This window comes from Nitrospira sp. (assembly GCA_029194675.1).
Lineage (GTDB): Bacteria > Nitrospirota > Nitrospiria > Nitrospirales > Nitrospiraceae > Nitrospira_D.
Genome location: JARFXP010000001.1, coordinates 1,290,466 through 1,312,352, shown reverse-complemented (window position 1 = coordinate 1,312,352; position 21,887 = coordinate 1,290,466). Strand labels below are relative to the sequence as shown.

Annotated in this window: 20 protein-coding genes; 14 read left to right on the top strand and 6 right to left on the bottom strand. The window is 55.0% G+C overall.

The genetic code is table 11. The features are described 5' to 3' along the window. Nucleotides 1-162: 162 nt before the first annotated feature. The 7 genes from P0120_06280 to P0120_06250 all read left to right on the top strand — a co-directional run bounded on the left by P0120_06280 (nucleotide 163) and on the right by P0120_06250 (nucleotide 7,655). On the top strand, nucleotides 163-705 hold the full coding sequence (locus tag P0120_06280) for an NUDIX hydrolase (GenBank protein MDF0673935.1): 543 nt from the start codon (nucleotides 163-165) through the stop codon (nucleotides 703-705). A 150-nt stretch (nucleotides 706-855) separates the two neighbouring features. After that, complete coding sequence (locus tag P0120_06275) at nucleotides 856-1,188, top strand: nucleotidyltransferase domain-containing protein (GenBank protein MDF0673934.1); 333 nt, start codon at nucleotides 856-858, stop codon at nucleotides 1,186-1,188. Nucleotides 1,189-1,287: 99 nt separating this feature from the next. Then, nucleotides 1,288-1,575 carry a HEPN domain-containing protein gene (locus P0120_06270; protein ID MDF0673933.1) on the top strand — a complete coding sequence of 96 codons (288 nt, stop codon included), beginning with the start codon at nucleotides 1,288-1,290 and terminating at the stop codon, nucleotides 1,573-1,575. A 305-nt stretch (nucleotides 1,576-1,880) separates the two neighbouring features. Then, nucleotides 1,881-2,246 (top strand): CHAT domain-containing protein, encoded by a 366-nt coding sequence (locus P0120_06265; GenBank protein ID MDF0673932.1) that lies wholly within the window; start codon nucleotides 1,881-1,883, stop codon nucleotides 2,244-2,246. 23 nt (nucleotides 2,247-2,269) lie between these two features. Then, entirely contained in the window at nucleotides 2,270-5,755 is a 3,486-nt protein-coding gene (locus P0120_06260; GenBank protein ID MDF0673931.1) for a tetratricopeptide repeat protein, read from the top strand. 146 nt (nucleotides 5,756-5,901) lie between these two features. Then, a complete protein-coding gene (locus P0120_06255) occupies nucleotides 5,902-6,612 on the top strand; it encodes a toll/interleukin-1 receptor domain-containing protein (protein MDF0673930.1) in 711 nt (236 codons plus the stop codon). After that, nucleotides 6,609-7,655 carry a hypothetical protein gene (locus P0120_06250; protein MDF0673929.1) on the top strand — a complete coding sequence of 349 codons (1,047 nt, stop codon included), beginning with the start codon at nucleotides 6,609-6,611 and terminating at the stop codon, nucleotides 7,653-7,655. Before P0120_06255 ends, P0120_06250 begins: the two co-directional genes overlap by 4 nt. Nucleotides 7,656-7,711: 56 nt before the next feature. On the opposite strand, the gene P0120_06245 is transcribed toward P0120_06250, so the two are convergent. Further along, entirely contained in the window at nucleotides 7,712-8,071 is a 360-nt protein-coding gene (locus P0120_06245) for a PilZ domain-containing protein (protein ID MDF0673928.1), read from the bottom strand. 182 nt (nucleotides 8,072-8,253) lie between these two features. Then, the gene (locus tag P0120_06240) at nucleotides 8,254-8,730 is read right to left on the bottom strand and encodes a hypothetical protein (GenBank protein ID MDF0673927.1); all 477 of its coding nucleotides are present in this window, start codon (nucleotides 8,728-8,730) and stop codon (nucleotides 8,254-8,256) included. A gap of 174 nt (nucleotides 8,731-8,904) precedes the next feature. Here P0120_06240 and P0120_06235 point away from each other — a divergent pair, with 174 nt between their 5' ends. From P0120_06235 to P0120_06225, 3 genes are read left to right on the top strand one after another with little or no spacing between them, the layout of a single operon-like run. Next, nucleotides 8,905-9,630, top strand: coding sequence for an A/G-specific adenine glycosylase (locus tag P0120_06235; GenBank protein MDF0673926.1), 726 nt, complete (start codon nucleotides 8,905-8,907; stop codon nucleotides 9,628-9,630). Then, the gene (mutT, locus tag P0120_06230) at nucleotides 9,627-10,031 is read left to right on the top strand and encodes an 8-oxo-dGTP diphosphatase MutT (GenBank protein ID MDF0673925.1); all 405 of its coding nucleotides are present in this window, start codon (nucleotides 9,627-9,629) and stop codon (nucleotides 10,029-10,031) included. The genes P0120_06235 and mutT overlap by 4 nt, the downstream gene beginning before the upstream one ends. Then, nucleotides 10,028-10,744: a ribonuclease H-like domain-containing protein gene (locus tag P0120_06225; GenBank protein MDF0673924.1), complete on the top strand. Its 717-nt coding sequence runs from the start codon at nucleotides 10,028-10,030 to the stop codon at nucleotides 10,742-10,744. The genes mutT and P0120_06225 overlap by 4 nt, the downstream gene beginning before the upstream one ends. Before the next feature lie 11 nt (nucleotides 10,745-10,755). On the opposite strand, the gene P0120_06220 is transcribed toward P0120_06225, so the two are convergent. The 3 genes from P0120_06220 to mtaB all read right to left on the bottom strand — a co-directional run bounded on the left by P0120_06220 (nucleotide 10,756) and on the right by mtaB (nucleotide 15,093). Next, complete coding sequence (locus P0120_06220) at nucleotides 10,756-11,766, bottom strand: hypothetical protein (GenBank protein MDF0673923.1); 1,011 nt, start codon at nucleotides 11,764-11,766, stop codon at nucleotides 10,756-10,758. 670 nt (nucleotides 11,767-12,436) lie between these two features. Then, the gene (gene miaB / locus P0120_06215; protein MDF0673922.1) at nucleotides 12,437-13,759 is read right to left on the bottom strand and encodes a tRNA (N6-isopentenyl adenosine(37)-C2)-methylthiotransferase MiaB; all 1,323 of its coding nucleotides are present in this window, start codon (nucleotides 13,757-13,759) and stop codon (nucleotides 12,437-12,439) included. Further along, a complete protein-coding gene (gene mtaB / locus P0120_06210) occupies nucleotides 13,756-15,093 on the bottom strand; it encodes a tRNA (N(6)-L-threonylcarbamoyladenosine(37)-C(2))-methylthiotransferase MtaB (protein ID MDF0673921.1) in 1,338 nt (445 codons plus the stop codon). Before mtaB ends, miaB begins: the two co-directional genes overlap by 4 nt. Nucleotides 15,094-15,290: 197 nt before the next feature. On the opposite strand from mtaB, the gene P0120_06205 reads away from it, so the two are divergent. Together P0120_06205 and P0120_06200 are read left to right on the top strand one after the other, a co-directional pair. After that, nucleotides 15,291-15,638, top strand: coding sequence for a hypothetical protein (locus P0120_06205; protein ID MDF0673920.1), 348 nt, complete (start codon nucleotides 15,291-15,293; stop codon nucleotides 15,636-15,638). Between the two features lie 154 nt (nucleotides 15,639-15,792). Continuing rightward, the gene (locus tag P0120_06200) at nucleotides 15,793-17,085 is read left to right on the top strand and encodes an MFS transporter (GenBank protein ID MDF0673919.1); all 1,293 of its coding nucleotides are present in this window, start codon (nucleotides 15,793-15,795) and stop codon (nucleotides 17,083-17,085) included. On the opposite strand, the gene P0120_06195 is transcribed toward P0120_06200, so the two are convergent. Then, entirely contained in the window at nucleotides 17,080-17,373 is a 294-nt protein-coding gene (locus P0120_06195) for a hypothetical protein (protein MDF0673918.1), read from the bottom strand. The two genes, P0120_06200 and P0120_06195, sit on opposite strands and share 6 nt — an antisense overlap. A 113-nt stretch (nucleotides 17,374-17,486) precedes the next feature. Here P0120_06195 and P0120_06190 point away from each other — a divergent pair, with 113 nt between their 5' ends. Then, nucleotides 17,487-17,858: a DUF4359 domain-containing protein gene (locus tag P0120_06190; GenBank protein MDF0673917.1), complete on the top strand. Its 372-nt coding sequence runs from the start codon at nucleotides 17,487-17,489 to the stop codon at nucleotides 17,856-17,858. A gap of 280 nt (nucleotides 17,859-18,138) precedes the next feature. Continuing rightward, a complete protein-coding gene (locus P0120_06185; GenBank protein MDF0673916.1) occupies nucleotides 18,139-21,675 on the top strand; it encodes a vitamin B12-dependent ribonucleotide reductase in 3,537 nt (1,178 codons plus the stop codon). Nucleotides 21,676-21,887: the final 212 nt, after the last annotated feature.

Here is a 21,887-nt window from a genome sequence, read left to right as displayed (position 1 = left end):
CGACTCGCGGTCATCACTTACTCTCTGGAAGCCCGCTCACTTGCGCAGTCATTGCTCGAGACCGAGGCTTGAGGCCGGCGTGCAAAGCAACGCGCATTTGTGCTATCCATGCTCAGTGCTTGGTTCGTGAGTCGTTCGTGTCCGGACTCGATGCATGTTCTCATGAACTACTGCAGCCACTGTGGCGCATCGGTCACGCATAAAATTCCCCTCGGAGACACTCTGCCCAGGCACGTGTGCGACCGGTGCGAGCGCATTCATTATCACAACCCCAAAATCGTCGCAGGCTGTATTCCGGAATGGGAAGATCAAATTCTCTTATGCCGTCGCGCCATTGAGCCTCGTCTAGGGCTCTGGACGTTTCCGGCTGGATTCATGGAGCTCGGCGAAAGTACGGAACAAGCGGCGGTGCGCGAAACCGTGGAAGAGGCGCATGCAGATGTCACCATTACCGGGCTCTATGCCGTGCTGAGTCTACCCAATATCGGACAGGTCTACCTGGTGTTTCGTGGCCGAATGAACAGGCCGGTGTTTCGGGCGGGACCGGAAAGCTTGGATGTCCGATTGTTTCCTCTCTCAGACATTCCATGGGAGACAATGGCCTTCCCCGTGGTCAGCGAAGCCCTCAGGCGCTACGTGGCCGATGCGAAAAGCGGAGAGTTTCGGCTCCATCTCGACAGCCTACCGGACAAACCGGTGTTCTAATAACGATTGTTCAGTCACGGCAAGATGATCATCATGATCATCGGTCTCCACGCCGTTCAGAAAATGATTCCGGACCAGCTATGTGTTTCTCCCGTATCTTAGACAATATGCGTTCACGCCAGGTATAATTGCTGCCATTGGAGTGAGCGGATGCCGCAGCACGACCTACCCCTACCCCCTCCACTAGACACGATGGTGCATCGCCTCATTGAGGCTCTTGCACCGGAGCGCATTTATCTCTTCGGTTCCCAGGCTCGTGGAGAGGCGGGACCAGAGAGTGACTACAATCTGCTCGTCGTCGTCCCCACGTCGTCATTGCCGCGATATCGCCGGGACCAAGCCGCATTCGAAACGCTCCGAGGCATAGGGGTCGCCAAAGCCGTGTTAGTCCTGACTCACGAGGAATTCGAACGACAACGTACGGTCGTGTGCTCCCTCCCAACTACGGTGGAGCGAGAAGGAACGCTCCTCTATGCAGGCTGAGAAGGCAGTGGTAGTTCGTGGTTGGCTGAGCAAAGCCGCCGACGACCTGCGAGGAGCTCGCATCGACTTGGATGTCGACATTGAAGACGTCTTGTTTCATTGTCAACAAGCGGCGGAAAATCTCTCAAGGGATTCCTCACTGCACACGACACTCCTTTCAAGAAAACTCATGATCTCGATGAGTTGGGACGTGCCTGTCTTGAGCTTGATACGGAATTAGCAGACGCGCCTCAGCCCGCTATTCCCTTGACCGTCTTCGCGTGGGAATTCCGCTATCCCGGCGACAGCCAGGTCCCGTCCATCAAAGAAGCGCGCGAATCGCTGGATGTCGCCACAGCACTCTATGCCGCCGTGCTTCAACGCCTTCCTCAGAGCTGTCATCCCTAGTCGATCAGTCACGCTGCGATCGTTCCACTCTTCCTAAAGGCGGGTGTGGTGCGTGTTAAACCTGGGCATACCCCGCCGTGCTCGCATCATAGGTGTCGCACAGACGCGATAGTGCGCAACCGCCGATACATTTCGATACACTCCAGTATCTATTTAGATACGGGTACGTAGCGATCAGGCGGTGACGGTCTCGGCCTATCCATCCGAAAATCGCCCACCGTGGGACTGTTCCCATGCTGGCAAAGTGATTGCTTAGGGTACTGTTTCGGTATACAAAGGTGTCCGTCGAGCGCGGGTGAGCCGATGTGAGGCTCACCGCGGCGGAGCTGGCGCAGATGGATCTACGCGGGACGCAGCTCGTGGTGCTCTCGGCTTGCGAGACCGCTGTGGGCGATGTGCAGAACGGCGAAGGCGTCTATGGGCTGCGCCGTGCCCTCGTACTGGCCGGGGCAGAATCCCAAGTGACTTCCTTATGGAAAGTGGCAGATGACGCGACGAAGGACCTGATGGTCGACTACTACCACCGACTGTTGAAAGGTGAAGGCCGTTCAGAGGCCTTGCGGAACGCCCAACTGACGATGATGAAGAGCAAGGATCGCTCGCATCCCTACTCTTGGGCTGCGTTTGTTCCCATCGGCGATTGGCGACCGCTGGCGCAAAATCCCCAATAGCCGTGGAAAGTGCGAAAAGTAGAATGACTAAGGGAACCGCAGTTTTTTTAAGCTTGGGTTTGTTGGTGCATACCCTTCCTGGATGTCTACCGCTGCTTGGAGAAGGAGGTTCGCTGCAGGAGGCATATGAGCTCGAGATCCAAGTGCACGATCTCTCAAAAGTAGGCCGATATAAAGAAGCTATCCCGTTGGCCGAGCGTTCACTTAGGATATTTGAAGAAACGCTTGGTCTAGAGACGAGCACCACAGCTTCGTCCATTATCGATCTGGCCGCCCTCCATATCGGAATGCAGGCTTATGCGCAGGCAGAGCCCCTCCTCCAGCGAGCCCTGATGATTCGGGAGAAGGCGCTGGGGCCCGAGCATCCAGCCACAGCTACGGCCCTCAACAATCTGGCGGAGCTGTATCTCACCACAGGGGCCAATGCGAAGGCGGAGCCGCTCTTTCGGCGGGCGCTGGAAATCCGAGAGAAGGTGCTCGGGTCGGAACATCCGGATACGGCCACCTCGCTCTCCAATCTGGCGGGGTTTTATCTACTCACGGGGGCCTATGGGCAGGCCGAGCCCTTGTACCAGCGGGCGCTGGCGATTGTGGAGAGAAAGAATGGGCCGGAACATCCGGAGACGGCTGTGGTGCTCACCCGTCTGGCGAGGCTCTATCTGGTCACGGTGGCCTATGTGAAGGCCGAGCCACTGTATCAGCGGGTGCTGGCGATCCGGGAAAAGGCATTGGGGGCGGAGCATCCCGATACGGCCGAGACGCTTAACGATCTGGCGGGACTGTATCGCCGCACAGGGGCCTATGCGAAGGCGGAGCCCTTGGTACAGCGGGCCTTGGCGATCCAGGAAAAGGCATTGGGGGCGGAGCATCCAAACGTGGTTATGACACTGAGTTTTCAGGGTAACTTGTACCAAGATATGGGGGTCTACACCACGGCGGAGCAGCTCTATCAACGAGTATTTGCAATACGTGAAAAAACGATAGGGCTGAGCCATCCCGATACGGCCCTATCACTCAATGACCTGGCTGTGCTCAATGACATCAGAGGGAATTTTTCGCAGGCTGAGCAGCTGTATCAACAGGCGTTAGCGATCCAAGAAAAGGCGTTGCGGCCAGATCATCCGAATTACGCTCAGTCACTCAATAATCTGGCGTTGCTGTATTACAACACGGGGACCTATACGAAGGCGGAGCCGCTCTATCAGCGGGCGCTGGCGATCCGGGAGAAGGTGCTCGGGGCGGAACATCCGGACACGGCTGTGACGCTTGACAATCTGGCGGGGCTCTATCAAGCCACGGGAGCCTATGGGCAGGCCGAGCCCTTGTACCAGCGGGCTCTGGCGATCCGGGAGAAGACGCTGGGGCCCGACCATCCGGACACAGCTAGGACGCTCGGCAATCTGGCGGGGCTCTATCAAGCCACGGGGGCCTACGGCAAGGCGGAGCCCATGTATCAGCGGGCGCTGGCAATCATAGAAAAGGTGTTGGGGCCGGAGCATCCGGCCACGGCCACCTCGCTCAACAATCTGGCGGAGCTGTATCGAGTCATGGGGGCTTACGACAAGGCGGAGCCCATGTATCAGCGGGCGCAGGCGATTCAAGAGAAGGCGCTGGGGCCCGACCATCCGGACACAGCTGCGGCCCTCAACAATCTGGCGACGCTGCATCAGACCATGGGGGCCGATGTGAAGGCCGAACCGCTTTTTCGGCGGGCGCTGGCAATCCAGGAGAAGACGCGGGGGCCCGAGCATCCACTAATCGCCACGGCGCTCAACAATCTGGCGCGGCTCTACTGGAAAACAGACGATCTGCCCAGAGCACGATCGCTAAAACGCCGAGCTCAGACTATTGAGGAAAAGAATCTATCAACATTCCTTCTGACTGGATCAGAATCGCGTAAACATACCTATCTCGCGCAGTTGTGGAGCATAACCTCTGAAAATATTTCATTCTCTCTAATCAAGCCGGATCATCAAGCTCGAGAGTTAGGATTTCAGAGCGTGTTGACGACTAAAGGGCGCGTGTTGGACGCCATGTCGGAGAGCCGCGCGCGGTTAAGAGAGAGTCTGAAACCGGAAGACCGGGCGATTCTGGAAGAACTCACCGCGGTGGCTCAGCAACGGTCAACGCTGACCTACCAGGGCATCGGCAACCTCAAGCCGGAGGTCTATCGCCAGCAACTTCAGGGATTCGTTGCACGACAGGAACAACTCGAAGGAGACCTCTCCGCTCGCAGTGTGGAGTTTCGGCAAGAGATAGCCCCCATTACTCTTGCAGCCGTCCAAGCTGCGATTCCAAAGGGTGCAGCATTGGTCGAGTGGTATCGCTATCACCCGGTTGATCCCGAGGCCAAGAATTGGGGCAAGCCTCGCTATGTGGCCTATGTGTTACATCATGAGGCTGAACCGGTGGTGATGGACGTGGGTGATGCGGACATGATCGAACAGCTCGTCCATGATTTCCTAGCAGGGCTGAGTGATTCAACAAACACCTATGCGAAAGACGTAGCGAAGGAACTCTCAGACAAACTCCTGAAGCCGTTGCTGCCGGTTCTGCGCAACACTGAACGATTGCTGATCTCGCCCGATGGCGCACTGAACCTGATTCCCTTTGGGGCGCTCGTGGATGAGAGGGGGGCCTATCTAGCCAAAAAGTTGAACATTAGCTACCTCACCAGTGGCCGCGACCTGCTGCGGGTCGATGCCTTATTCGCTGGAAAGAGCGACGCTGTGGTCGTGGCCGATCCGGACTATGGCCCAACCACCAATCTGGTGGCCCAAGCCGAGCCATCCGTCCAACCGACGCGCTCACTCGATCTGGATCGTCGAGGTATGCAGTTCAAGCCGCTATCCGGCACGGCAAAGGAAGCGGTTGCTCTCCAACCCCTGCTGAAGATAAAGGATGGAAACCTCCTTACGCAGGCCCAGGCGACGGAGGCGCGACTGAAACAGCTGCACGGACCGCGCCTCCTCCACATCGCCACGCACGGCTTTTTCTTAAGAGACAACGAGCTTCCTGCTGCAACGCTCAGATTAGGCACTGTCTCTGATGAGAAAGTTGTGGGTCCAATCGGTGAGAATCCGTTGTTGCGGTCTGGATTAGCACTCGCCGGGGCCAATCAACGACGATCGGGTGAGACGGATGACGGTATCCTCACTGCAGCTGAAGTGGCGCAGATGGATCTCCGAGGTACCCAGCTCGTGGTGCTTTCCGCCTGCGAGACCGGGGTGGGGGATGTGCAGAACGGTGAAGGAGTCTATGGGCTGCGGCGCGCACTCGTATTGGCCGGGGCAGAGACCCAAGTCACATCCTTGTGGAAAGTGGCGGATGAGGCGACCAAGGATCTCATGGTGGACTACTACCAGCGACTGCTGAAAGGTGAAGGCCGCTCTGAAGCGTTGCGCAATGCGCAGCTCACCATGATGAAGAGCAAAGATCGATCACATCCGTACTATTGGGCCGCGTTTGTTCCCATTGGGAATTGGACCCCGCTGGCGAAAAGTCGGTAGTGTTCTGTGCCATAAAGACGTTCGTGGTGAGCTTGTCGAACCATGAACGGAACTGCTTACAAAAACACGTCCTTCGACCGGCTCAGGGCGAACGGATTAGGAAAAAAATTTCTAAGACTCTGCACCAGAGATAGGCGAGGCGCTACATGGCTGGCATCTTCATCAGTTATCGCCAAGCGGATGCGAAGGCTTGGGCGATCGGTTTACGCGATGACCTCGCCAAATCGTTCGGTGACGATCAAGTCTTTCTCGACAAGGATGCGCTTGGCCCGGGGAATTGGCGCGACCAGCTTGAGCGGGCGCTGAACCAATGCTCGGTCGTCCTCGTGGTGATCGGGCGGCAATGGCTGACGATCGTCGATGAGCAGCAACGGCCGCGGATCAGTTTGCCCGACGATGTCCATCGCCAAGAAATCGCGCTGGCGCTGAACCATCAAGGCGTGACGGTTATTCCTGTCTTGGTCGATGATGCCGCGATGCCAAAAGCTGAACAACTTCCGGAAGACATTCGCGTCCTATCCGATCAGCAAGCCTACAAGGTTGGCGATACCAAGGCCCGTCGCAAGGCGGATCTGGAGGTGCTGATCAAGGGCATTGAATCAGTCGGTGGGCTCACTGCAAAGTCGGATATGCCGGAAGCTGAGTCGGACAAGGGACAGTCCCCTTGGTACAAGTTGGACTACTCGGCGGTCGGGATTGCGTTTGTGCTCACGGTGGTCCTGGCCATGGTTGCGTATGGTTCAGGTGGATTTACCGAGAATGAAATTCCTGTCGTGCTCGTTCTTTTCTACGGCCTTGCGCTCGGCGGCAAACGTCTCTGGCGTCTCATCAGTAATCGACGAAGGAGAGTGGCATGAGGTGGTGTTTGTGCTGCAGAGTTCTTGGAGGTCTGTCGCTTCTCGTCATCCTTCTGGTTTCTTCAACAGCGTTAGCCGAGACTGACGCTCAGAACGATGCAATGGATCTCATCTGTCTCACGGATCGTCCTACGATCAGTGAGGGGGAGACCACCAGGCTGCAAGTGGTGGTTGGGGCTCAGGACGGCAATCCGACCGCACGAGCGGTCTCATTTCAATGGCACGTTAGCGATGGAACTGTTCAAGGCAGTGGTCCCGAGATTGAATGGAATCTGAGCAAGGTCGGTATCAAGGCCGGCGAGTCGCATACAAAGGTGACGGCAACGGTCAAGGCGATGACGGCAGGCTACTCAAGCTGTATGGTGGAGGTGTTCATTGGTAAAAAGGAGCCAACAGGTGGAGAGGACCAAACAGAGGGGACCCGCGGTGGACTGATTATGGCCCGGCGCTATCTGTTGCCCAATCAAGAGGAAAAACCCAACTATGGTCTTTACAGCTATGTTCTTTTGAGTGCGGAGCCGCAAGGTGATAAGGAAACGGCGCGCTATCTCCAGACGCTGGAGGCCTCCTTACGGGTCATCCGCCAGCTCGACAAGCTCGGTCGGTACGTCCGTCCGAGCCAGCTGAATGCGACGCATATCCCTGTGACAGAACTGCCAAAGGGGAAGGAAGACGATCCAGACTTCGCGAAGAAGGTGTTAGCTGTCTACGATTTTGATAGAGCGAGGGTACTGTTGAATAAATTCGAGAAAAGCTATGACCGAGGCCCCTACCTGATTTCAGTGAAACCTCCACTCACTCAAGCGCCTGAACCTGTTCCGATCCATATCCTTCAAGACTTCACGGGCGTCGTCCCCAAGCTTGCAGCTAGAGTCGTGAAGGATTTTGAATATCTCGCCGCTCAGGAACGCACGTGGAGCGAGCAATCAATGCGCAAGTTGCCCTCCAAGCTCCGGAACTACCTCGCCGTTGCGAGCGAGGTGACACCGGAGGTTGTCGTGAGCTTGAAGACGATGATTCGATTCGTGAAACTTGGGGAATAGTCTTTGGTTAAAGGCTCACGTCTTGCCTTAAGCCTGTTCTGAGGATTCGGGCTGGTTCACGCCTTCGGTAGCTCGTCTTGGGGAACTATTAACGCCTGCCCTGCTGTAACGGAGGCTTGGTCGACCACCCGTTTGAGTCGTTCATGTTCTGTCGGTTCCATCGCGAAAAACTCGATGCCGATGCCCTGTGAGCCGGCCCATCGGACAGTCGCCTTGTTGATGTGGATGGGTGTCGATTCGCTTTCCAGTTGAAGAAACAGTTCCACCTGCATGCCGGTGAAGGGGCGGATCGTGCTCTCTACCCGACAGCCCTTCAGAGATAGGTCTTTTACCGAAGCGTTGTACCGAAGTTTGTCTCTCTGAACCAACGTGCTTGAGATTGCGACGGGAAACCGGGGGAATTTCCGAACAACCATCGTACATCCTCGTGTTGTGAGACTTGGGCTCTCTGTCTGCCGAGCCGACCGCAGTTGTAGCTAATGGGTACCAGGTAGCAGGCTATGTGGGGGGAGGCTACTTGTCAACGAAAAGACTGATCCGAGCAGGAATGGCTGAGTTCAGAACTAACGGATTGTTGCCGGCTTCTTCATCTGGAACGTTACCAGCGATAGCCCCAATACCCGTAATGTCGGTGGCTCCAAAAGGGACTGTAAAAGGGTGAAGCATAAATCCCAGCGCTACCGAAGCGGAGGCCGAACCCTAGTCCGAGTCCGAGGGGATAGCCATAGGAGTATGGATAGGAATATGGGATTGTGACAATGCTCGTCGTGGGCCGCTCTGCAAGCTGACGCTGCAAATCCGCCGTCGAGGTCGCTTGCCGATCGAGTTGGCTTTTGAGTTGACTGACTGTCCCTTCTTGGGCTTGGAGTTTCGTTTCGAGTTCCGCGATCTTCTTCTGTTGCGCCTCCATGAAAGCGTTCACACAACGGGTCTGTGCGTCGCCTGTGTAGTTTGAACATTCCCATGGTACTTGGAGGGTTTCCGCTAGGGATGGAAACGGGGAGAGGAGGCAGGTCAAACTTCCAGTCAAAACCAAGGTTCGCGACAACCGACCTCTCAAGTCCACCACATTCATGGTTCCCTCTTGAGCTACCTAGAGACTACCACGAGGATTGCTCCTTGGCCAGATAGGCCGTCGACGATTGAGCATACGTTACTTCACTCAAGAGGGTGAAGGTGCATTTGATTTTGAAGGAAGAGGACTTCTACAATGTCGCGGTTGCGAGACGGTGATCATAGGACTCGGTGCATGCCTGCGCGACGACCTACCAACAAGAAAAAACCCGGCAAGTCGATTCTACCGGATCTTTCTGCTAAGCGCCGATTTCAACAACGACTGTTAAAGTGGTATGGGGAATATGGCCGAGATTTACCCTGGCGCAAAACGTCAGATCCTTATCGTATCCTTGTTTCAGAAGTGATGCTCCAGCAGACGCAAGTCGATCGCGTCATTCCCAAGTACCACGAATTCCTGGAACGTTATCCGAGCTTCGAGGACCTGGCGGAAGCTCCGGTCGCCGATGTCAAGGAGGCTTGGTATCCCCTTGGGTACAACATTCGCCCGGAACGACTGCATGGAATCGCTTGCGAAACGGTGGGACGGTATGGAGGGAAATTACCTAATGACGCCGACGAGTTGCTCTCATTCAAAGGGATCGGGCGGTATACTGCCGGGGCAATTCGTTCCTTCGCCTTCAATGAAGATGCGCCCATTCTGGACACGAACGTGATCCGTGTCTTACACAGGGTGTTTGTCGCTGCGGGTGATCCCAAAGCACAGAAGACGATGCTATGGGAATTATCGGAAACCTTGATCCCGCCGGGGAAAGGTTATGACTTTAACCAGGCTCTCATGGACTTTGGATCGATGGTCTGCACGGCGCGCGATCCTTATTGTCTGCTTTGTCCGATGAAGTCTTTTTGCAAGACATATCCGTTCAGCCCGGTGACTCGGGAAAGGATCGGCCGACTATGAAAGTCATCGAAGTGGCGGCAGGTCTCATCCACCGTGACGGTCGCTATTTGATCGCCCGTCGAAAGCCCGGTGCCCACTTAGCCGGTTTCTGGGAGTTCCCCGGCGGAAAACGGGAAACGGGCGAATCGTTAACGGAGTGTTTGCAACGGGAGCTGTTTGAGGAATTGAGCATTCGCGTCGATCTTCCTATTCCGTATCGGATCATTCGGCACGACTATCAGGATCGAATCATAGAGCTGCATTTTTTTCTATGCGCCATGGGACAGGGGGAACCGGTGCCGATCGGCTGTGAAGAAATCCGATGGGTGCACCCCGCAGATCTCACGCAGTTTAAGTTTCCGCCGGCAGACTACGCGGTTATCGAAGCATTGCGGCGTGATGCGTTCGGAGTTTCACGATGAAGGTGGTGCTCGACATTGAAACCGTCCAGGCCACACGCGATGAATGGGCTCGTCTATTGGGGAAGCCGCCGGCAAACGAAGAGTCTTATCCCGCAGAAGGAGGTTTCGATCTCTTTGCAGCGGGAGCTGCTGAAGAGCAGCGTCATGCGGAGGATGAGTCGTATGCCAAGTCAGCGTTCGACGGGACCTTCAGCCGCATTGTCTGCATCGGCCTGCTGGAGTTTTCCGATCAGATGGAAGCACGCAGCGCCGTCGCCTGGTTCGGGGCGAACGAACATGAGCTGCTCCGCCAATTTTGGGCGAGACTGGCCCAGGATCGTCCTACCTTATTCATCACGCATAATGGGCTCGGCTTCGATCTTCCCTTTATCAAGAAGCGGTCGATCATTAATCAAGTGAAACCCAGCCTCGACATCAACCTTGCAAAATTCCGTACCGAACCGGTCTATGACACGATGGCCATCTGGAGTAATTGGGATACGAGGGGTTGGGTCAAGCTGGATGTATTGGCCCGCGCATTACAGGTCGACACGAAGTCGGGCAGTGGAGAACAAGTCGCCGAAATGTGGGAGAGGAGACGGGGTCGTGAGCTCGCACAGTACTGTCTGCAAGATACCTATGTGACCTATGCCTGCTACTGTCGCATGAACTTTCGTCAGCCTCTGTCCAAAGAGGTTGTCCTGCTCCAGCCTGAGCTCTACGATGTCGGTTGATCGATAGTCGATCAACGGCTCGGATGCGCTTCCGCCGATTTCTTTTTTGTAGCAGGATGGGCGATTGTCTTGCTCGCCTTCAAGGCTTTCACCTCTTCCGTCCGTTGGCGGAGCTCTTTTTTCATCCACGTTGTTTCCTTCTTCAGCATTGCAATCTCAGAGTCCTTGCGCTTGCTGGCCTCGCGCGCTTCCCGGAGCTCATCGAGTTTTCTGTTCAACAGTTCCTCCGTGGCCAATTCAGATGTTCCCGATTGGCTCCGACTATGCCCCTGAAATTCTTGAACGTCTAGAAGAGGCTCTTCCTGTGGCGGCGCTGGTTTCACAGGTGAAGCGCTCGAGGCCGACATAGCGGCTGGTGTGCCCGCAGCGGCCTGAGACGAGGGAAACGACATAGACTTTGAGGCTCCGACTGCAGGAGTTGAACTCGGCATCGGTCCCTTGGCGAGGGCTTGGTAGTCGATCACCATCGTCATCGTTCCGCTTCCCAGGGCGACGAAAGAAGGAGCTTTTTCAAGGCGAGCGGCAGAACTAGGAGTGAATCCCGAGGCCTTCCTGGTTTGAGAAGGAGCGATTGTCAGATAAATCGATCCTTTATGCATATAGAGGATGCCCGCTGTGGGTTCAGTGCCTGACCCTGCCGATGGAGACACCTTGAAACCGACAATCTGCTCCGGTTTCGCTTGCGATAAACCTTGGGCTAGCAGGGGAGCAAGAAACTCGGCGTCTTCATCGCTGAACACTCTCATCGGCTTGCTGCCACTGGCGGGCATGTTGCCTGACATCTTCTGAACGTCGTCGGTTACAACGCCTTTGACTATTTTCAGCATCGTCATCTGGTCGATGGTGGCTGGATGGCTGGCTTCGAATGACCAATCGGCGATTTCCTTGAAATAGATGGAGCCTTTGGCGCTCTTGTGTAGCTTTGCCTCTCCGGAAAACATCGAGCATCCTGCCACTACTAGGCTGAGAGATATCAACGCACCGATATAGTGGCTACGGCTGACATTGAAATAGGCATGCATATCGAATCTCCTCACATGTGGTCTTGTGGCCGAGGGGCCGTGTTTGCTATTTGTCGAAAGATCAGAAGATTTTTGTGGTTTGGATATCGAACTACCAGATACCCAGGCCCATGAGCACCATGCCGATCGCCAACCATCCCACTACCCCGGCTGAAATGATTATTTCGAGTGTGATGCCGGACTCAGACGGGTTTGGGTTGGGCTTTGAATCGGATTCGGTGGACTTCATAACCAGAAGCGAAATCCCTGGTTTCCGAACAGATGGACGCCGACATTTGCAGCAAGGTTCATGCCTTCTCACTTTTTTAAGTAATAGGCTGTATTGTCGTTCAAGGTGAGGAGGATGCTCTTGATGAAACTCGAAGCTAGAAATTCAGGACTAGAAACCAAGCTCCAGAAATGAGACCGTGAATGGTGCTTTGATAATCATAGGGTTAGTGTCTAAGTGTTCAATCGAGTGGAGGGGGAGATTCGGGCAATCGTCAACCAGTCTGTCCTAAACGAGGCGAAATGGGGGGCGAAGAGAGGGAAAGTACAGTCGAAGAATCGTCCGAGGATGGCTCATGGAGCTGTTCAGAGAATGTTCATTTCAACCGTTGAGCGTGCAGAATTGTTCCGAAAGTTTTATACAGGTGTCTCAGAAAGCATACGACGTCAGGATCTGTCAGGGTTATTCGCCATAGAGGGTCGCAGCCGAGGCATCAAAGACATGTTTCGTAATGAGGGACCCGGGCTGACAGTGGCCAGTGCTCTTATCCCAGACCACCGTGATATTACCGTCTGTTTTTCCCATCCCCTGAGTCGGCGAGCGGGTTGCATCACCTTCGACCAAGATTTCCATGTCTTTGCCGATGTATCGGCGGTTGTGCTCCAAGGTGATGCTGCGTTGAGCTTCTACGAGTTGAGCGACGCGCATGCCTTTGACCAGATCAGGGACATCGTCGGCATACTTTCTAGCCGCGATTGTATGCTTCCGTTCCGAGTATTTGAAGATATAGGCTGAGTCGAACTGGGCCTGTTCTACCATGAGCGCTGTGGTCCGGAAGTCCTCTTCCGACTCGGAACAGAAACCGCAGATAATATCGGTCGTCAGGACGACATTAGGAATCGTGTTTCGAATGCGATCGACCAAGGTAAGATATTCGGTTCCTGTATAGGTTCGCCCCATCAGTTCGAGAATTCGGTCGCTCCCGGCCTGCAGGGGGAGATGAATGTGCTTGCAGACTTTGGGGTGCGTGGCAATGGCCTCGATGAGCGCGGCGGGAAAGTCCTTTGGGTGCGGAGAGGTAAACCGTACTCGATCGATCCCTGCTGTATCCGCCACTGCGGTGATCAGTCTGGCGAAGTCCCAGTCTTCATGGCGGTAGGAATTGACGTTCTGGCCGAGCAACGTGATCTGCCTGAATCCTCGGGCGGAAGCGTCACGAGCTTCGAGCAGAATAGATCTCGGATCACGCGACCGTTCACGTCCCCTAGTATAGGGGACGACACAGAAAGAGCAGAAGTTATCGCAGCCTCGCATCACGGTAATCCAGGCGTTTACCCCCCCGTCGCGGTCCGGCATGATCCCTTCATAGGTTTCATACTCCGATAGATCGAGGGCAAACCCTTTCTGGGAGAGTCCCTGTTCTTGGGATTCGAGCGCCGTCGTCAGCAACGAAGGAAGTTGACGGTACGCATCCGGGCCGGCTAGGACGTCGATGAGCGGCTCTTTTTCTGCCAGAGCGCTTTTCAGATTCTGGGCCATACAGCCGAGGACGCCGACGACGAGCGGGCGCTGTTTTTTCAATGCTCTCAATTCAGAAAGATGGGCGTAGATCTTGTTATGGGCGTTCTCTCTGATGGCGCAGGTATTGACCAATATGACGTCGGCCTGTTCACGATCTTCTGTGAAAACGAATCCTTCCCGCTTCAGCATCGAGCGAACGAGTTCGCTGTCAGACTCGTTCATTTGACAGCCGAAGGTTTCAATGTGGACTTGAGGAGTGGTCATTGTACTGCCATGGAACAGTTTGCCTGTCTAGAAGGCACGACCTGGCCCAATGTGCAGCGGTCTGTTGCAGCCCTGATCGTGACCGGCAGGATTTGATTCTGGAAATCTCCGGAAACTGTGATTCCCACTCGTGTGAAGTTCGGGGTCGTGCCGAAGCGATAGGAATCTCGAGTCCCGGCTTCAAAAAGGACCGAGACCGTTTTGCCGATTTGTTTGTTGTGAAAGACGAGTCGCTTGGCTCGGTCGAGAGCCAGGAGGAGATCGGCTCGTTTCTTCACCGATGCCGACGAGATCCGCTGGTTCAGGCGCATTGCAGCCGTCCCTGGGCGAGGGGAGTATGGAAATACGTGGAGATAAGAAAATGGAAGGTCTGTCGCCATGGCCAACGTATTTCGAAACGCCGTTTCAGTCTCGCCGGGGAATCCGACCAAGAGATCAGTTCCAAGGCCGAGGTCGGGGATGGTTACGAGAGCCTTTTCGATCAGTTTGGTATAGCTCTTGATCGTGTGGCGTCGATTCATGGCCTGCAAAATCTGATCATCCCCGCTTTGCAAGGGGATGTGAAGATAAGGACAGAGTTTCTTCGACGAGGCGAGGAGATCAAGTAATTCGTCACTGACTGTTGTGGGTTCAATTGAAGAGATGCGGATACGTTCGAAGTCCGCCGCTTGATCGAGCCAACGAAGCAGCGAACAAAAGGTCCGTCCTTGGTACGAATACTGACCGATGTTCACTCCGGTCAGCACGATTTCCCGGTATCCGCGAGCGGCTAAGGCCTCGACTTCACGCTGGATGTCCTCAAAAGTTCTGCTTCGCTCATGACCCCGTGCAAACGGAATGATGCAGAAGCTGCACATCGCGCTGCAGCCGTCCTGTACTTTGAGCAATGCACGGGTGGAGTCTGGTTCCGCGAAGTGCGGCAGATCGAAGTCTCCGCGCGCAATCCTTTTCGTATGACGAATCTCTGCGGCAGATCGTTTCTGTAGCTCGTTGGCGGGAGGAAGGTAGGCCGGCAGATCGAGCTTGAATTGATGACCCACGATGAGATCGATCCCTGTTTGCTGTTTGAGGCGCTCCATTCCTGTTTGGGCGTAGCACCCTGTCACTGCGATAAAGGCATGGGGAGAATGTTTCAGGGTCTTCCGGATCAGATATCGCGATGTCCGTTCGGCGTCTTCCGTAACCGCACAGGTATTGAGCACAAGGAGATCCGTCGGTTGGCCGAACTCGACGAGCTCAAACCCCTTTCGCCTGAGCCCCTCCCCAAGGACCGAGGTTTCGGCTTGATTCAGTCGGCAGCCGAGCGTATGAAGAGATGCACGGGTCGTCATCATAGGGGTGGCATTATAGGGAGATCATGCCTGTTCCGGCAAGGTTGCTTCCTGCGGCCAAGCGGTCGCGATGAACGGGGCTACTTGCCGGAAAGACCAATTGATAGGATCACATCCGAGTCGTCGGAGAGAGCGTAAAGATCGTGCGTCTGTGTGCTCTCATTGTTTTTGTTTTTACAGGGCTGCTCTGGAGCCATCCTGTGACGGGATGGAGCACGGATTCGCTTCCTGTCGAGCCCGATCTCAATACTCGCGTCGATGAACTGTATGACCATGAGGCCCGTCTCTTTATCATGCTGTATTCCCTTAGCGGAAACGGCAAAGTCGACTATGTGACGGCCCGGCTGGTTCAGGAGCATTCCCGCAGTACGTATGGTAATCCCATCTACCAGACCGAGGCCCAACCGCTGTTCTATTGGTGGAACCACACCATGTGGAACGATCCGGAGCAGGACGGGGTCAACGGCAACGAAAAGATCTATCAGGAAAATACCGACTTCGATATCTCGCGATACAAACCCTGTGTGTTCAATGGACAGCCCTGTTAGTTTCTGCGTCGGCCGGTGAGGCTCCTCCCGCCTGGTTTGTGATTCTGCTGAGAAGTAGCAGGTTGCGATGGTATTCTGCGTTGCGGCTGAAGATTGTTCTGGCATTGTGTGCGGGTCTGCGCGATTCAGCCTACGTTCGTATGAGTGAGTCCCCATGAAACAAGCATCCTTTGAGCTAGCCGCTCTCATGAATCGGCGCATCCTCGTGATGCTGCCGTTGGGTTTTGCGTCCGGCCTCCCCCTTGCGCTCACGTCCGGGACCTTACAGGCCTGGCTTACAGTGGAAGGAGTCGACCTCAAGACCATCGGCATTTTCACGCTGGTCGGTCTTCCCTATACGCTCAAGTTCCTTTGGGCCCCCGTGATGGATCGTGTGATCCCACCCTGGTTCGGGCGGCGGCGCGGCTGGATGGTCCTGACACAACTCTGTGTCGCGATCGGCTTGGTGCTTATGGCCGCGACCAATCCGCGGATTCATCCTGGATGGATGGCGGCCTATGCCTTGCTTGTCGCGTTTCTTGCCGCTTCGTTAGACATTGTTTTTGATGCCTATCGAACGGAAACGCTCCGCCCTCACGAGCGTGGATTGGGTGCCGCCGTGTGGGTGAATGGGTATCGGATCGCTCTTTTGGCCTCGGGAGCCGGCGCGTTGGTTCTTGCCGATCATGTGGGATGGCAGATGACGTATCTGGCGATGGCAGCTGTCATGCTGGCTGGTGTGCTTACTGTCCTGATCAGCCCGGACCCTGGATTCGTCGCTGAGGCTCCCAAAAGTATGGGGGAAGCAGTTAGCGCACCACTGGCGGAATTCTTTGGACGGCCTCACGCGTTGGGCTTCTTGGCCGTGATCATTCTCTATAAACTGGGAGACGCCTTTGCGTCGACGCTTCAGACGGCCTTTCTGATCGGAGGACTCGGCTTTTCCGCTACGGATGTAGGCGCCGTGAAGGGTGTAGGGGTTTTTGCAACATTGTTGGGGGCCTTTTTCGGCGGACTCTTGATGACGAGGTGGAGGCTTGTTCGGTCTCTGTTGCTCTTCGGTGTATTGCAGGCGGTTTCGAACCTCGGATTTGTCGCACTGGCCATAGCCGGCAAGAACCCAACTGCCCTCACGGCGGTGATTGTGGTTGAAAATGTGACGGGAGGAATGGGCACCGCTGCATTTGTAGCTGTGGTGATGTCGCTTTGCGATCCCCGGTATACCGCGACTCAGTTCGCGCTATTGTCTTCGTTAGAGGCGTTGGGAAGGGTCTTTGCCGGCCGCCCGTCGGCGGATGTCGTGACCCTGGTCGGATGGACACAATTTTTTGTCTTGACCGTGCTGGTGGCTTTGCCTGGTCTTTGGGCAGTATGGCGGATCCGGCGCTTTCTTGAACCAGAACAGCGGACGGTCGCGCGTACCTCTCTCACAGAGTCCACACGCTCTCCGGTTTCCGAGCGGCTATGAGGCCAGTCGCCGTTGAAGGAAGAGTACGAAAAGCATAAGGGTGGGCAATGGAGCGAGGATGAACGGTAACAACCATAACCAGACATTTTTGCCGCGCACTCGCGCTTGGTCGATCATCCAGACAAAAAGCCAGACCAGTAGACAGGCATAGTTCAAGATGATCCACTGGGTCGTGTGAATCTTCAGGCCGCTCGGACTGTCGGAAGAGCCTTGGAGAAGGAAGATTCCCAACAACAGAACAAATGTGCTCAACAGGACCGTGACGAGTTTTTTGCTCCAGACGAACATGGTCTCCTCCGGACTTTATGGACCGCGTGAACTAGTTCGAGCTAAGCTAATTGGCCGACCGTTGTTTGTCAAATCGATTCGCGCGAACATGACATAGTTTCTTCGAGAACGTCATGAGTCTCTTTCGGCTGAGCGGAATAGTCGTTGTACTGGCTGTCGCGGTCGGTCTGGTTTTATCGAATCCGACCATGGATGACTATTTACGCTTCGTTGAACAGGAATTGAGCAAAGCGATAGACCGAATGGACCGGGGTGCGCCGACTCGAGAACAACAATTTATTCGGCAGGTGTTTCAGTCGCAAAGTAGGAAGCTTCTCGAATCAATCGTGAGGCCGAATACAGCGCGACAGAATTGGGGAATTGCGAGCAAGTATGAAACACAGGTGGTGGGTACGAAAGTCATCGTGCTCGGTCTTGGCGGTCGGTTCATTCCCCTTCAGGGTGTCGAAGAAGCGACGGTGAAAATCGGACGAATGGCCTTTTAAAAAGAAAAAGGGCCAGGGTAATTTGGAGGGACTCTATTCCAACGGTTATTTCTGTGGATAACCTCGTTGATAAGCGACCAGAATCGGCTATGAGATTGGCATTGTGACTATTCACAGCTTTTCATCTCATTCCCCAAAGATCCACAATACTTGGTGTTGACAAAAATTTATGATAGCTATATGTAGCTATCCATTGAAGTTAAACGAGCTCCACGCATCTTTAGATGATGGCGCCTAACCAAACAATGGTCACAGCTTCTTTCCCCTCAGGAGGTCTACCGTGAAAATTGATCGAAGATTTACCCGTCGCGGGCAGAATCCCTACGAGGGGATTACGTTTGTGAAGCGTTCGTCGGAGATTCGGAATCCCGACGGATCCACCGTATTTAAGCTCGAAAATATCGATGTTCCGGAGGCATGGTCTCAGCTTGCCGTCGACATATTGGCCCAGAAATACTTTCGGAAGGCCGGAGTCCCGCAGCGCGATCAGAATGGGCAGGCGGCCATCGACCCGGATGGCAAGCCGGTGTTGGGTGGTGAGCGAGACGCTCGCCAAGTCTTCGAACGCATGGCCGGGTGCTGGACCCATTGGGGCAAATCCTATGGGTATTTCAAGACGCCGGAAGATGCCGAGTCTTTTCACGATGAAATGTGCTGCATGCTGGCGCGCCAAATGGCCGCGCCGAATTCTCCTCAATGGTTCAATACAGGCCTTCATTTTGCCTATGGGTTATCGGGACCGGCACAAGGACATTATTACGTCGATCCCCAGACTCGCGAAATTGTGAAAGCCACCAATGCCTTCGAACACCCTCAGCCTCATGCCTGTTTCATTCAATCAATCGAGGATGATCTGGTGAATGAAAACGGGATCATGGATCTTTGGGTCCGGGAGGCGAGGTTGTTCAAATATGGTTCCGGGACCGGGACTAATTTTTCGAGACTGCGCGGGGATGGCGAAAAGCTTTCCGGTGGCGGGCGGTCTTCAGGCCTCATGTCTTTCCTGAAGATCGGGGATCGAGCCGCCGGAGCGATCAAGTCCGGAGGGACGACGCGCCGCGCCGCCAAGATGGTCTGTTTGGACCTCGATCATCCGGACATCGAAGAATTCATCGATTGGAAAGTCATCGAAGAACAAAAAGTCGCGGCGATGGTGACGGGCTCAAGGATTTGTGCACAGCGCCTCAACGCCGTGCTGAAAGCTTGTCATACGGTCGATGGCGAGGGTGCTCTCAGGTTGGACCTCGATCAGAAGACCAACCCGGTCTTGCGTGAGGCCTTGATCTCGGCCCGTCGGGATATGGTGCCCGAGGCGTATGTCCAACGAATGTTTTCCTATGCACAGCAAGGCTTCACACATTTTGTGTTTCATGAGTATGACACGAATTGGGACGGGAAGGCCTATCAGACCGTCTCCGGGCAAAATTCGAACAACAGTGTCAGAATCCCCAATGAGTTTTTCACCGTTCTCGAAACCGACGGCGATTGGCAGCTCAAACGCCGAACGGACGGCAAAGTCTGTAAGACCGTCAGGGCGCGGGAGCTGTGGGACCGGATCGCTTGGGCGGCCTGGATTTGTGCTGATCCTGGCACTCAATACGATACCACCATCAACGAGTGGCATACCTGTCCGGAAGACGGCCGCATCAACGCCTCGAACCCCTGTTCCGAATACATGTTTTTGGATGATACAGCCTGCAATCTCGCCTCCCTCAATCTCACAAAGTTTTACACCGCCGACGGGCAGTTCGAACTGGAACATTTCCGCCATGCCGTTCGGTTGTGGACGATTGCACTGGAAATCAGCGTGTTGATGGCTTCCTTCCCGAGCCGGTCCATCGCTGAAAAGAGCTATCGGTTCCGGACGCTCGGGTTGGGGTACGCGAATTTGGGGACCGTGCTCATGCGACAAGGGATCCCTTATGATTCACCCAAGGCCCTGGCGATTTGTGGAGCCATCACGGCCATCATGACCGGGGAAGCATACGGGACGTCGGCTGAAATGGCTGCCGAATTGTCGCCCTTCCCGGGGTACGCAAAAAATCGAGAGCACATGCTGCGTGTTATTCGTAATCACCGTCGGGCAGCTTACCAGGTGCCTCATGGGGAATATGAAGGTCTGACGATCGCTCCAGCGGGAATCCGTCCCGAGCATTGTCCTCCCGACATGCTTCTTGCCGCCAGACGAGCGTGGGATCACGCGCTTGAATTAGGGACGGCGTATGGGTACCGCAATGCACAAGTGACCGTCATCGCTCCGACCGGCACAATTGGGTTGGTCATGGACTGTGATACCACGGGGATTGAACCGGATTTCGCTCTGGTGAAGTTTAAGAAACTGGCCGGTGGAGGGTACTTCAAGATCATCAATCAAAGCTTGCCGATTGCGCTGGCCAACCTCGGGTATACGGACCAGCAAACGCAGGATATCGTCCGGTACTGTGTCGGGGCTCAGACGCTCAAGGGCGCACCGTTCATCAATCACGACACGCTGCGTCAAAAGGGATTCGATGACACAGCCCTGGGTCGTTTGGAGAACAGTTTGGGGCAAGCGTTCGAAATTCAGTTCGCTTTCAATAAGTTTACGCTGGGAGACGCGTTCTGTCTCGAAAAGCTTGGCTTGACCGAGGCCCAGCTGAATGAAACAAACTTCAACATGATGAAGACGCTCGGTTTTACGCAAGAAGAGATCGCCGCTGCAAACGATTTCTGCTGTGGGACGATGACGGTGGAGGGCGCGCCGCATTTGAAGGCTGAACATCTCGCGGTATTCGACTGTGCCAATCGGTGCGGTCGAATCGGACAACGCTCCATCGCCGTCGATGCGCATATCCGCATGATGGCCGCAGCACAGCCGTTCATCAGCGGCGCGATCAGCAAGACCATCAACATGCCGGCCGATGCCACGCTCGAAGCCGTCAAGGCAGCCTATTTGCTTGCCTGGAAGAGCATGGTCAAAGCGGTCGCACTGTATCGTGACGGGTCCAAGCTGAGTCAGCCATTGAGCGCCTCGACAGACAATGGAAAGGCCGTGGAGGCGGCTACCGTCGTGATGGAGCTGGCGGAGAAAGTCACCGAACGGGTGCTCGTTCGGTATCTCGCCAAGCGACGCCCGCTACCGAGTCGACGAAGCGGATACACTCAAAAGGCAATTGTCGGAGGACATAAGCTCTACCTGCGCACCGGTGAATATGAGGATGGGACGGTCGGGGAGATCTTTTTGGACATGCATAAGGAGGGGGCGGCATTCAGAAGTCTCATGAATTGTTTTGCCATCGCCATCTCTCTGGGGCTTCAGCACGGCGTGCCACTGGAAGAATTCGTCGAGGCGTTCGTCTTTACCCGGTTTGAGCCGAACGGTCCCGTCAAAATGAACGATCGAATCAAGATGTCGACCTCGATCATCGATTATATCTTCCGTGAATTGGCCGTTACGTATCTCGATCGGTATGACCTCGCGCAGGTGAACGAAGAAGATCTACGCATGGATGCCGTGAAGAAAGACAATATGGATCCCGAATGCTTCGATGAAGAAGCGGACCTTGATGCACTGGCTCAATCTTCCATTATTACGGAACATCTTCCCATCCGCCGGAACGGCGGAAAAGGAAATGGCCACGGAAACGGACACGGTGTCGCCAGACACGTGGAGATCATGCGCGAAACACTCACACTGACGGAGGTCCAAAGCGCGAAAGAGGCCAAAGTCAAGGGCTACGAAGGGGATCCCTGCCAAGAATGCAAGCAATTTACCATGGTTCGTAACGGCACCTGTCTCAAATGTGTTACGTGCGGCGCAACGAGCGGATGTTCATAAGAGGAGTGTGAGGATGCAGAGCAAGCGGCCGTCATCGTGTCTCCGCTGTAGGAAGCGGCGATTTATCAGAATTCGATCGGGTGCCGATGTCTTTTTTTCGCTACGGTTACGGGCTCGAAAACTTTGCGTGAGACCGGCGTCTCCTCGCACCCTATCTGATCATTACGGGGCTTGGTCTCCGTTGCGAGCCGCTCGCTCAACGAGGCGAAAAA

Bases quoted from the DNA above. Each gene is read 5' to 3' on its own strand.
- P0120_06280 (MDF0673935.1), top strand. From the start codon at position 163: ATGAACTACTGCAGCCACTGTGGCGCATCGGTCACGCATAAAATTCCC.
- P0120_06275 (MDF0673934.1), top strand. From the start codon at position 856: ATGCCGCAGCACGACCTACCCCTACCCCCTCCACTAGACACGATGGTG.
- P0120_06260 (MDF0673931.1), top strand. From the start codon at position 2,270: ATGACTAAGGGAACCGCAGTTTTTTTAAGCTTGGGTTTGTTGGTGCAT.
- P0120_06255 (MDF0673930.1), top strand. From the start codon at position 5,902: ATGGCTGGCATCTTCATCAGTTATCGCCAAGCGGATGCGAAGGCTTGG.
- P0120_06250 (MDF0673929.1), top strand. From the start codon at position 6,609: ATGAGGTGGTGTTTGTGCTGCAGAGTTCTTGGAGGTCTGTCGCTTCTC.
- P0120_06245 (MDF0673928.1), bottom strand. From the start codon at position 8,071: ATGGTTGTTCGGAAATTCCCCCGGTTTCCCGTCGCAATCTCAAGCACG.
- P0120_06240 (MDF0673927.1), bottom strand. From the start codon at position 8,730: ATGAATGTGGTGGACTTGAGAGGTCGGTTGTCGCGAACCTTGGTTTTG.
- P0120_06235 (MDF0673926.1), top strand. From the start codon at position 8,905: ATGCCTGCGCGACGACCTACCAACAAGAAAAAACCCGGCAAGTCGATT.
- mutT (MDF0673925.1), top strand. From the start codon at position 9,627: ATGAAAGTCATCGAAGTGGCGGCAGGTCTCATCCACCGTGACGGTCGC.
- P0120_06225 (MDF0673924.1), top strand. From the start codon at position 10,028: ATGAAGGTGGTGCTCGACATTGAAACCGTCCAGGCCACACGCGATGAA.
- P0120_06220 (MDF0673923.1), bottom strand. From the start codon at position 11,766: ATGCATGCCTATTTCAATGTCAGCCGTAGCCACTATATCGGTGCGTTG.
- miaB (MDF0673922.1), bottom strand. From the start codon at position 13,759: ATGACCACTCCTCAAGTCCACATTGAAACCTTCGGCTGTCAAATGAAC.
- mtaB (MDF0673921.1), bottom strand. From the start codon at position 15,093: ATGATGACGACCCGTGCATCTCTTCATACGCTCGGCTGCCGACTGAAT.
- P0120_06200 (MDF0673919.1), top strand. From the start codon at position 15,793: ATGAAACAAGCATCCTTTGAGCTAGCCGCTCTCATGAATCGGCGCATC.
- P0120_06195 (MDF0673918.1), bottom strand. From the start codon at position 17,373: ATGTTCGTCTGGAGCAAAAAACTCGTCACGGTCCTGTTGAGCACATTT.
- P0120_06190 (MDF0673917.1), top strand. From the start codon at position 17,487: ATGAGTCTCTTTCGGCTGAGCGGAATAGTCGTTGTACTGGCTGTCGCG.